Genomic DNA, 9,592 nt, shown 5'->3' on the forward strand with positions numbered 1-9,592 from the left:
GGCGACAGGTTTTGGCCTGCCGCTTTTTGTGCTGCGATGGTTTTTCATGAGGCGTTGAAAGCCTGTTTGTCAAGGTTCACGCCCTCGCTACTTATTTTCGTAGCAAGGTGCCGCTCCGAATGTTTGGGACCAGTTTCCCGTTGACAATCGGATTTGTGGGTGTTAGGCTATTGTAAGATTATTTTGACAGTTCCATGTGAGAGTATTGTAGCATGTGAACCTACCCTCTTGTCAAGACTATTTTATAAATTTTTTACGATTGTCTATTTTGGAGGGCGCCGACATGTGGTATGCCAAGATGTACTTCTCTGAGAAGAAAGAAGTTTTCCAATTCGATAGCCACGGGGTCCAGGGCGTTCCCTCGACCTACAAGGAATTCCCGTTCCTGGAGAGCCTGCTGTCTTTTCTGGAGACCGACTGTAAGGAGCTGGATTCTCTGCTGCAGCGGGCTTATGAAAACTGGTCCCTTCTGATCGACAGGGATGATAGAGATGCTGGGGTCCGTACCTTGATGGACCTGGGTGACCTTGGGAGCCGGCACATCTACCTGCATCTTCTGTATGTGCACTGGTTTGAGCGGTTTGGACGCATGGGGATCACCCAGGACCGGGGGAGCAGGGAGGATCAGCAGATGCTGGAGGAGCTGCAGGGCCTCCCGGAACAGCTCCCGCTGTATCAGCAGCAGGTACAGCGCTTCTTTGATCTCGTTCTGGATGTGGACAAGGCGGGGCGGGATCCTCAGCAGCAGGCATCGGCTCACTATCTCTACGATGCGCCCAAGGACCCGTCTCTGTTTTCCTTCCGGCCCATCCCCCTCAGCTTTGAACCGGTGGAGCCGGGGCGGTGCTCGCCGGTCCTGTATCCCCTCCACATTTCGGACATGATCGACTACTCCCTGCGCAGCTGTGTGGAGCGAGGGATCACCGTCCGGCGGTGCAAAAACTGCGGACGCTGGTTCCCCCAGACCGGTCGGGTCAGCGCGGAGTACTGTGAGCGCCCGGTGGCCTCCGGCCAGCAGACCTGCCGGGAGGCCGGAGCCTTCCAGCAGTGGACCAAGAAACAGTCCGACGATCCGGTGTTCAAGGCCTACCGCAAGGAGTACAAGAAGCGCTTTGCCTGGATCAAGGCCGGCCGTATCACCGACGAGCAGTTCTATGCCTGGAGCGAACAGGCCCGGGAGATGAAAAAGAAATGTGACCGGGAGGTCATCACCCTGGAGGAGTTCAAGGACTGGCTGGGGAAGCCGTGAGGACAAATCGGCAGAAAATGAACAACGGGACGCGCCCAAAGGCGCGTCCCGCGTATTCTTTGTATCGGCGATGCAGTTTTTGCAGGCCTCACATGTGCTTAGGCTCCCTATTTCCGAGTCTACGACTCCGTCTCATAGGGCCAGGTATTAATGCCGCCGAATTCGTAGATGTTGGTGTAGCCCAGTTCTGCCAAAGCAGAGGATGCCGTCTTGCTGCGGTTCCCGCTGCGGCAGTACACCAGAACTGTGGAATCCATTTCGGGGATCACTTCGGCGGCGGTATCCTCGTCGATGGTTCCCACCGGCAACAGGACGGCGCCGGGGATGTGGCCGCTGTCGTACTCATCCTGCTCCCGCACATCCAGGATGATGACTTCCTGGGCGTCCATCATCTCTTTGGCCTCCTCCTGGGTGATCTGCTGGTAGCCATCCGCAGAGTTTCCGCCGCACCCGGTCAACAGCAGAAGAGATAACAGTATAGGCAGGATTCGTTTCATTTGAGTTCCTCCAGAAGTTCGGCTGCAAAGGTTTTGTGCCCCTGCTCCGTAAAGTGGACGCCGTCGTAGGCCAAGGGGATGTCCCACTTTCCGGCGTCGGCAAAGCGGATGCCCAGATGCTCTGCCAGGGTCTGACAGAGTTGAGCAAAGGTGCGGGAATCGTCAATGAGTTGTTGGTTCGGCACCCACGCGCCCAGCTGTACTGGTGGTGGGGCAATCAGCAGGATTCTATTTCGATCCAAGGAGATGCCTGAGAGGAACCGATTCAGCTTCTCAGCGGCCTGCTCCGGACTTCTGCCCTGGAGCAGGTCGTTGGTTCCCAGCATGATAATCAGCAGATCGGTGTCTTCTGGTAAAACAGGAGCGGCAGATGGGATTTCCCGGCCGTTCTCTCCCATGTTGGAGACCGTTCATCCGGTCTCCGAAGCCAGGATGTCCACCCACCGGCTGTCCCCGTCATAGCGCCCGCCGAAATAGCCTCGAGGGTCATATCCGTAGGTGTTGGAATCGCCAAAGCAGATAATATTCATCCAGTACATACCTTTCGTCGCTACTACAGCACCAATGCTCACGGCTCAATTGCCCAAACTTTTTTCAAGCGTTCGACAGTATATACCCATTTCTGATCTCTGGGCCGACAGACAGAGTTTTGATTTCCAAAGAACCCGACTTCTTTTACTGCCTGTGATTCAGGCACTGTTTTGATCCAATCTACTTGAACCACATATTCTGCGTTTTCTGGCTCATCAAGCGAATATAAGTATTCTCCCTGCATTTGTAGTTCAGAAAAACCGACTTGCTTTCCATCTACAGTAAATAGCGTATCTTTTGCTTGTTTCGTTTCACTTTTTACAATACCTACACCCACATATCCAGTATGAGGAATATTGACCCATATCCGATCACCAGGGCTGAGAAGTTTCAACGTGTTTGAGTACCAGGTTCCGCCGCCGGCAGAAATAAAGCCGTATTTCCGAGCATCACTCCAGCAACGAGTTCCGCTGCCAAATGAAACATAGTACTCTTGGTTCCATTTCCGAATGGATTTGGGGGCAGGCCTTTGCTCTTCTACATCTTCTTCAAACCAAGCCCGACTGATCAAGCGTTTGGAGCCACAAAGAACAACGCTGAAAAACATAATATTGATATCCACTTCATATTTGTCACGCAAATAGCGAATGATCCGCTCGGTGCTGTCGTCCATCTTAGCAGCAACGATAACCATTTTCACATTTTTGTTGATGCTTTCTTCATCTAAATCTGCACCATATTTTGACTTATAGGCGTCATTCAGCGTGACAGTCCCACCAGAGAATTGCAGATATAATTCAGCCAGTTGGTCTAACGTTAGATCTGCCATACAGGAAGCATAATCAATCGCTTGCGCTGTAACCTCCCGAGGTGTCAAATCCTTTTTTAACTCTACGACAATGAGATCTCCATCGTGGTCCATACAGAGCAAGTCGATAAATTTTCCTGCAACCGTGCGAACCTGACGCCCAATCAGCAACCAGTCTGCATCCAAGATTTCAATATGCTCTGCAAGGATATCTTCCAGTTCTTTCTCATTTATCAACTCAGCAGGCTGGAGTTGCTCTTTATCATCCAAGGACCAAATTATTTGGGAAATTGCCAAAACAGTCACCGCCCAACAATCATTTCATTCAATCTGGAAAAGTATAGTTCCAGTTTTTCACTACAAATTCGTTCGATTTCCGTTTTCTCTTCCTGAGTAAGTTTCTTCCAAACAGACTCATCCACCTGGATCACGCCCAGGGTCTTGGTATGGTGGAGCATCTGCATATCCTCGAACCGCTTGAAGGGGTTGGACAGGATATTCCGCTGAGCCTGGGCATCTGTATAGCCGCCCTTGGCGTAAATGCTGTCGGCCTTTTCCACCACCAGCCCAGCTGCCCGGCGGGACTCGTAGAACTCCCGGAAGTAGGTGACAATGTCGCTGAGCTTCACTCGGCCCTTGTCGTCGGCAAACTGGAGCACCGCCTTCAACAGTACCGGTTTGTAGGAATAGCTCATATCCATCTGCCGCACCATGCCCAGAAACAGATCCTTGCGGTTGGAGTCGTCGATCAGCGTCCAATCATACTGCTGGGCATACTTCTGGAGCGTCTCCTCTTTGAAGTATTTAAAGGTTCGGTGCTCGCTCATGGGCACCACCAGATCCGGTACCAGCAGGCCATCCCGGACATACCGCTCAATGGTCTCTGTCTGCACATCCACCCGGCGGACAAACTCCATCTGGGAGATCATGCCGGCGGCTTCCTCCTGCCAGTTGAAGATGTCTACCAGCTCGTAGTCCAGGGCATCCACCGGCCAGTCGATGAGAGCGTCCGGGCGTTCTCCCTTGTCATAAAGCCCCTGCTCGGCGGTTTTCTGCCGTTTGGTGCCCAGCACCAGGGCGCCGGGTTTGTACTCCTTCAACTGGAACAGTCGGTGCATGGAGTAGGGCATATTGTACTGGCTGGCGTTGTCCACGAAATCAAACACCATCAGGCTCTCCTTGCCGGGGGACAGCCGCATGCCGCGGCCCAGCTGCTGGGTATAGAGCACCTTGGACATGGTAGGCCGGGCCATGAACAGCACCTCGGTGGCCGGGCAGTCCCAGCCCTCGTTGAGCAGATCACAGGCGCACAGCACCTTGGTCTCGCCCTTCTCAAACCGGGCCAATATCTCCCTGCGGTCACTGGCCTTGATCTCACCGGACACCGCCTCGGCTACCACACCGGCATCATGAAGCCGCCCGGCGATCTCTTGGGCGTGCTTGACGGAGGCGCAGAAGATCACGGTCCGCTTATCCTTCACATACTGGAGCCAGGTGTCCACAATGAGCTGATTGCGCTCCGGCACATAGATCTTGCTCTCCAGATCCCGGATGTTGTACTGGACGCTGTTGAACCGTACCCTGGTCAGGTCGATGTTGGTGTGGATGCGGATGCACCGCACCGGCACCAGTTCGCCGATCTCCACGGCAGTCTGGATGTCCAGTTTGTGGGCGGTGTTCTTGAAAATATCCAGGATGTTCTTGTCGTCGGCCCGCTCCGGTGTGGCGGTTAAGCCCAAGGTAAATTCCGGCGTAAAGTAGGACAAGACCTTCTGGTATGTATCTGCGGAGGCGTGGTGGGCTTCGTCCACGATGATGTAGCCGAAGTCATCCGGCTTGAAGCGCTCCAGGTTTAGCGCCACGCTCTGGATGCTGCCGCAGACCACATAAGCTTCCTTCTCTTTGCGGCTCTCAACATAACTGCCTACAGCGACCTCCGGCCACAGTTTCCGGAAGGTCTTGGAGGCCTGATCTACCAGTTCCACCGTGTGGGCCAGGAACAGCGTACGCTTTCCAAACCGCTTGGCGTCCATGACGGCGGTCACCGTCTTGCCGGTGCCGGTGGCGTGGTAGAGAAGGGCGATGGTTTCGAAGCTGCAGCGCATCTCTTCCAGGGCTGTCAGTGCCTGCTTCTGGTGTTCCTTTAGTTCCAGCTTGGAGCCGTCCAGAGACTTGCCCCGCTGGGTGGGTAGGTAGTCTTCGATTTCCCTGAAACTGGGGTGTTGTCCCAGAAATACCCGCAGCTCGTCCTTCACGGTCTCCGGCTGTTGCTGCATCTGTCGCACCGCCCAGCGGTACACGTCCCAACCCAGATAGATCATGCTGTTCTGCTTGAGCAGGTCATCGTAGAACTTGTTTTGGGAGACCAGTTTTGGATTGTGAGAGGCCTCGTCGTCAATCTCGATGGCCACCTTCCGTCCGCCGTCTTCAATCAGAAAGTCGGCAAACCGACTGTTCTGGTAGATGTCGGAGAAGGGGTACTGGGAATAGAGATAGCCGGCCTTCTCGGCACCGAAAGTGTCGGAGAACAGTTCGATGAACAGATCCTCGGCACTGCTGCCGGAGGCAGAGTGGTAGGTTGGCATGAAGGTCACCTCACAATCAATATCCAAATTTTTTCAGATGAGTTGAGACACTTCCGGGTGTTCTTTTCAAGATATTTGCAATTTGCCAGATGTTATTCTTTCTCCGAAAGTACAAGTCGTAGAGTTTCTCGCTTTCCTCTCTGGACCACGCTTTCCCGGTATTTGGGTATTGAGCTTTTCGGCGTTCTTTTTTCTCCTTTTGAGCCGCCTCTTTCTCTTTTCTCTGCCGCTCCAAAATAGAGCTATAGGATTCCAGGGAACAATGCTACAATACTGCCTTTAGCGCCTCTTGTACCATCTCGTTGGCGCAGCAATCCGACGGTGAAAGCGCTCTGCCTGTGAGATGGTTAATGCCGATGCTCAAGCTTTCCACCATGGTTCTGGCCATTAAATCATTTTTGTCATCCATCAGAAGGCTCCTTTTCCCGCACTTCTTTCAAAAGAATTTTTCTTTCAAATCCGCCCCGCTTGGCCGCTTTGTCTGCCCGTACTTGCTCCAGTTCTTTCAATGTCCAGCCGCGGGCTTTCACGACAGCCTGCATGACTTCCAGAAGGTCGGCCAGTTCTTCCAGGGATTTACTCTCCTGATATTCCGCCAGCTCCTCGTTCAGTTTCTGGTCCAGGAGGGATATGTAATCCTCGTCAGAAAGTGTTTCACAGTCACACTTTTTTCCATCAATTTCAATAATCTCTGGAATGCGGTCACGCACCAGTTTGTGGTAGGTTTGCAATGAAATCACCTCAACTGAATAGAATTTAACGCTTATATGGGGTCATTGGGAAGGGGTTGCATGTACCTACATTTCTCTGTATCTCTATAGTAATTTGTGCATCCATAAAAAACGCTATTGTTTTTGGGGTTGACTTTTACAATCAAGTACCCATCTTTGCATTGCGGACATTTGCAAATATCGTGTTTATGTACACGATCATTCGTCATAAAATCGCATACCTCTGCGTCATTTGTACATATCCACAAGTTCAATCCATAGTTTTTATTGAATTCATATTTCAAAGGGAATCCACATATAGGACAACGCAAACTAAACAAATCAACGACCTGCATATTGATGTCATCTGCATGAGGAATATTGAAGTCTTTTATCAATTCCACAAGGAATCGGGAAGGTTTGTTCTTAGGCGTTGCGATGTAAACTCTATTCTTTGTCCTTGTCATTGCAACATAGAAGAGTCTCCGTTCTTCAGCAAATGGCATGCTGGTATCTTCATATGTCACCAGTTTCATGATGGGATCATCTTCAATTTGGCAGGGGAATCCAAATTTCCCCTCAAACATATTGATTAAAATTACATTGTCGTAGCCTAATCCCTTCGAACTGTGCGCAGTCATAAAGGAGATATTTGCATTTGGATATTTCTCACTTTTTACTCGCCCTCCGGGCAGTTCCTCAAAATGGCCTGTGCGATAGAGCTTGTGCATATCGTAGTTATACCGTCCGATTAGCAAAATGGAACGCTGAACGCCAAACTCATCAATGATTTCACCAATTATCTGCTCGATAACTACGGCAAGAGCGTTCATCGGCTTAAACTGATCGTCAAACGGCACAATTTTTATAGGATCATCCAAGTGCTTAGGTGAAATAAGTTGCTTTCGAATTTGTGCGGAATTTTTCTGAACAAATCCACCAGCAATATCAATGAGTTCTTGAGAGTTGCGATATGTATGTGTGATTTTCAGTTCTGTTCCCGCACCCATTAAATCCAAAAATCGTGTAAATAAAGTAATATCCGAGCCAGAAAATGCGTAAATGGATTGCCAATCGTCTCCCACCGCGACCACCTTGGCTTGTGTAATCTCTGAAAGCCGTTTGGTTAGATTAAACCGCTGACGCGCAATATCTTGAAATTCATCAATGATAATATAACGGTAAGGTAACGTTATATTTTGACGCTCAATTTCTTGCAAATAGAAATGGGCATCATTGATCATGTCAGCAAAATCAATTTGATTCCTTTGCTTAAGCACCGCCTGGTAATATAGATATACTTGTTCTGCAATATCTAAAAACAGGAGGGTTCTGGGATTATCAGTTTTTCTTCTCAAAATGCCAAATCCGCCTGAATCATATCCGGTCGTCTTATATTGTTCGATAAACTTCATCATGAAAAGGATGAGCTTAAATATGTATTTATCCTTTCCCGTTGCTACAATTTTCTTATAAACTTCCTCCAAGTTCCGTGGCTTTAACACAAAGCCTTCTTTTTCTAAGATTTCTTTCAAATGCTCAATAAGGGGCCTGCGATCTTTATAAACCGACCATGTCTCCAAGAGCGTTGTTTTGTTCTTTGCATGGAGACGCCGCTTATCTTGAATTACCTTTCTGTATTTGGCGATCTGCTTAGGGGTAAATACATTGCTGTAGTACCATTCTGTCAGCGCATAATGTTCCAGCCAAACGGCATGTTCTCCCTGGACTATATAAAAATCAGGGGTATATTTTTTAGTGGATAATGAACCCCAAGGATACGGCTTTTCATACTCATAATCTAACCCATTGAGATACAAAAAGTTTGCGATTTGCACTTCCTGAACCGAACGGAGATATTCACCTGTGATTGTCTTAACTTGCTTGCTGCGTTGCCGTTCTACTTTGTTTATGTATTCTCCCAAACCGCTTTTCAGCGTTTCGTAGTCCTGGGCTGCTTTATAGATATGGTATTGATTAAGATCCTCAAATTTGAATACATCCTCGGTTAAGTCAAAATAATATCCCAGGAACATGACTAATTTACGCATCAATTCCTTGTCGTGGAATATTACTCGCTCTAACATATCGGAAATAATTTTATACGAAGAGAAATTTACTTCGGGCGGTTCTGCAGAAAATTGTTTGACAATGTCAAAGGCAAAGGCATGAAATGTACAGATTTTGGCCGGAATACCGAGCCCCTGATTGATCCGCTCTCTTAGTTCGCCAATTGCCTTATTGGTATATGAAATGACGATGATTTCTTCTGGACTGACATACTTTTTTTCTACCAGGTATTTTACTTTAGCCGCCATTGTTGTGGTTTTGCCCGCACCAGCACCAGCTACCAACAAACAATGATCATCATCGACAATCACAGCTCGCCGCTGTTCATCATCCAACTGTATCTCAGGGTCAATTTCTTTCAAAATATTATCAAAATAATCTTTCTCACGTCTTAAAGTCTGCTCTACATAAGCAGAGTTATGCGAGGATATATCCGTTTTTAAAGTGTGCATTCGACGCAAAAAAGATTGCAACGCCAAGATATCGACTCGTAAGTTCCCTGCATGATTTTCAACATATTGATATACCAGCTTGCTTTTTAATGTTTCATAATAATACTGGTATGTATTTTGTATTTTTGCAGCATCTCGGTGGGTAATGTATTGCTCAGCTGAAAATAATTGCGTATAATCTTGATCAAAGGAAATCAATACGTTCCCGAGATTTTTGTAATCGTATTTCTCTTTCAAAAGGGCTGTCATATCTTGTTTAACAGACGGCTCCTGTAAAAAATACTTTGCCGGCAGCCCACAATAGGGACATTGCTCGGCTTTGTCCGATATCTGATTGTGACACTCAGGACATAAGATCAAAGCCATACGCAACCTCCCTAAAATCTACACGCAACAAACTTACAGGCATAAGATACTGAAATTGTGTCGATGCAAAAATGCTCTGCCTTTCGGCAGAGCATTTGACAAAACTGCGGTCATCTGCTGCCGAGCTCTGTAACAACCCTTGACAGCGTTGTGTATTATTTTACCAAAAGAACGATGAGATGGCAAGGATAATGGATACTTGACAAGCGGTGACACTGTAGGAGTACAATACATGTTGGACAGTTGAATAAAAAAGGATGAAGGATAGGGCCTCATCGGTTAAAGTTGAGTTGCGACACAACAACTTGACGAGAGGGGGCCATA

At 48.7% G+C, this 9,592-nt stretch carries 9 protein-coding genes; 1 reads left to right on the forward strand and 8 read right to left on the reverse strand.

What is annotated here, in order from left to right; all coding sequences use genetic code 11:
• Positions 1-283: 283 nt before the first annotated feature.
• Complete coding sequence (locus H7U37_RS13490) at positions 284-1,249, forward strand: DUF6076 domain-containing protein (RefSeq protein WP_204876476.1); 966 nt, start codon at positions 284-286, stop codon at positions 1,247-1,249.
• Positions 1,250-1,368: 119 nt separating this feature from the next.
• On the opposite strand, the gene H7U37_RS13495 is transcribed toward H7U37_RS13490, so the two are convergent.
• The 8 genes from H7U37_RS13495 to H7U37_RS13525 form a co-directional block, all read right to left on the reverse strand.
• Positions 1,369-1,746: a rhodanese-like domain-containing protein gene (locus H7U37_RS13495; RefSeq protein WP_204876479.1), complete on the reverse strand. Its 378-nt coding sequence runs from the start codon at positions 1,744-1,746 to the stop codon at positions 1,369-1,371.
• Entirely contained in the window at positions 1,743-2,144 is a 402-nt protein-coding gene (locus H7U37_RS13500; protein WP_338049838.1) for an SGNH/GDSL hydrolase family protein, read from the reverse strand. The genes H7U37_RS13495 and H7U37_RS13500 overlap by 4 nt, the downstream gene beginning before the upstream one ends.
• Positions 2,145-2,156: 12 nt before the next feature.
• Positions 2,157-2,285 carry a hypothetical protein gene (locus H7U37_RS16290; RefSeq protein ID WP_338049839.1) on the reverse strand — a complete coding sequence of 43 codons (129 nt, stop codon included), beginning with the start codon at positions 2,283-2,285 and terminating at the stop codon, positions 2,157-2,159.
• 29 nt (positions 2,286-2,314) lie between these two features.
• Positions 2,315-3,382, reverse strand: a complete 1,068-nt coding sequence (locus H7U37_RS13505; protein WP_204876485.1) for an endonuclease NucS domain-containing protein — start codon at positions 3,380-3,382, stop codon at positions 2,315-2,317.
• A gap of 5 nt (positions 3,383-3,387) precedes the next feature.
• Positions 3,388-5,670 (reverse strand): DEAD/DEAH box helicase, encoded by a 2,283-nt coding sequence (locus H7U37_RS13510; RefSeq protein WP_204876486.1) that lies wholly within the window; start codon positions 5,668-5,670, stop codon positions 3,388-3,390.
• Positions 5,671-5,935: 265 nt separating this feature from the next.
• Positions 5,936-6,079 (reverse strand): hypothetical protein, encoded by a 144-nt coding sequence (locus H7U37_RS13515; protein ID WP_204876487.1) that lies wholly within the window; start codon positions 6,077-6,079, stop codon positions 5,936-5,938.
• Entirely contained in the window at positions 6,072-6,401 is a 330-nt protein-coding gene (locus tag H7U37_RS13520) for a nucleoside triphosphate pyrophosphohydrolase (RefSeq protein ID WP_207752021.1), read from the reverse strand. Before H7U37_RS13520 ends, H7U37_RS13515 begins: the two co-directional genes overlap by 8 nt.
• A 32-nt stretch (positions 6,402-6,433) precedes the next feature.
• Positions 6,434-9,268 (reverse strand): UvrD-helicase domain-containing protein, encoded by a 2,835-nt coding sequence (locus H7U37_RS13525; protein ID WP_204876488.1) that lies wholly within the window; start codon positions 9,266-9,268, stop codon positions 6,434-6,436.
• Positions 9,269-9,592: the final 324 nt, after the last annotated feature.

Origin of the sequence: Pseudoflavonifractor phocaeensis (assembly GCF_016901735.1) — a bacterium.
Lineage (GTDB): Bacteria > Bacillota > Clostridia > Oscillospirales > Oscillospiraceae > Pseudoflavonifractor_A.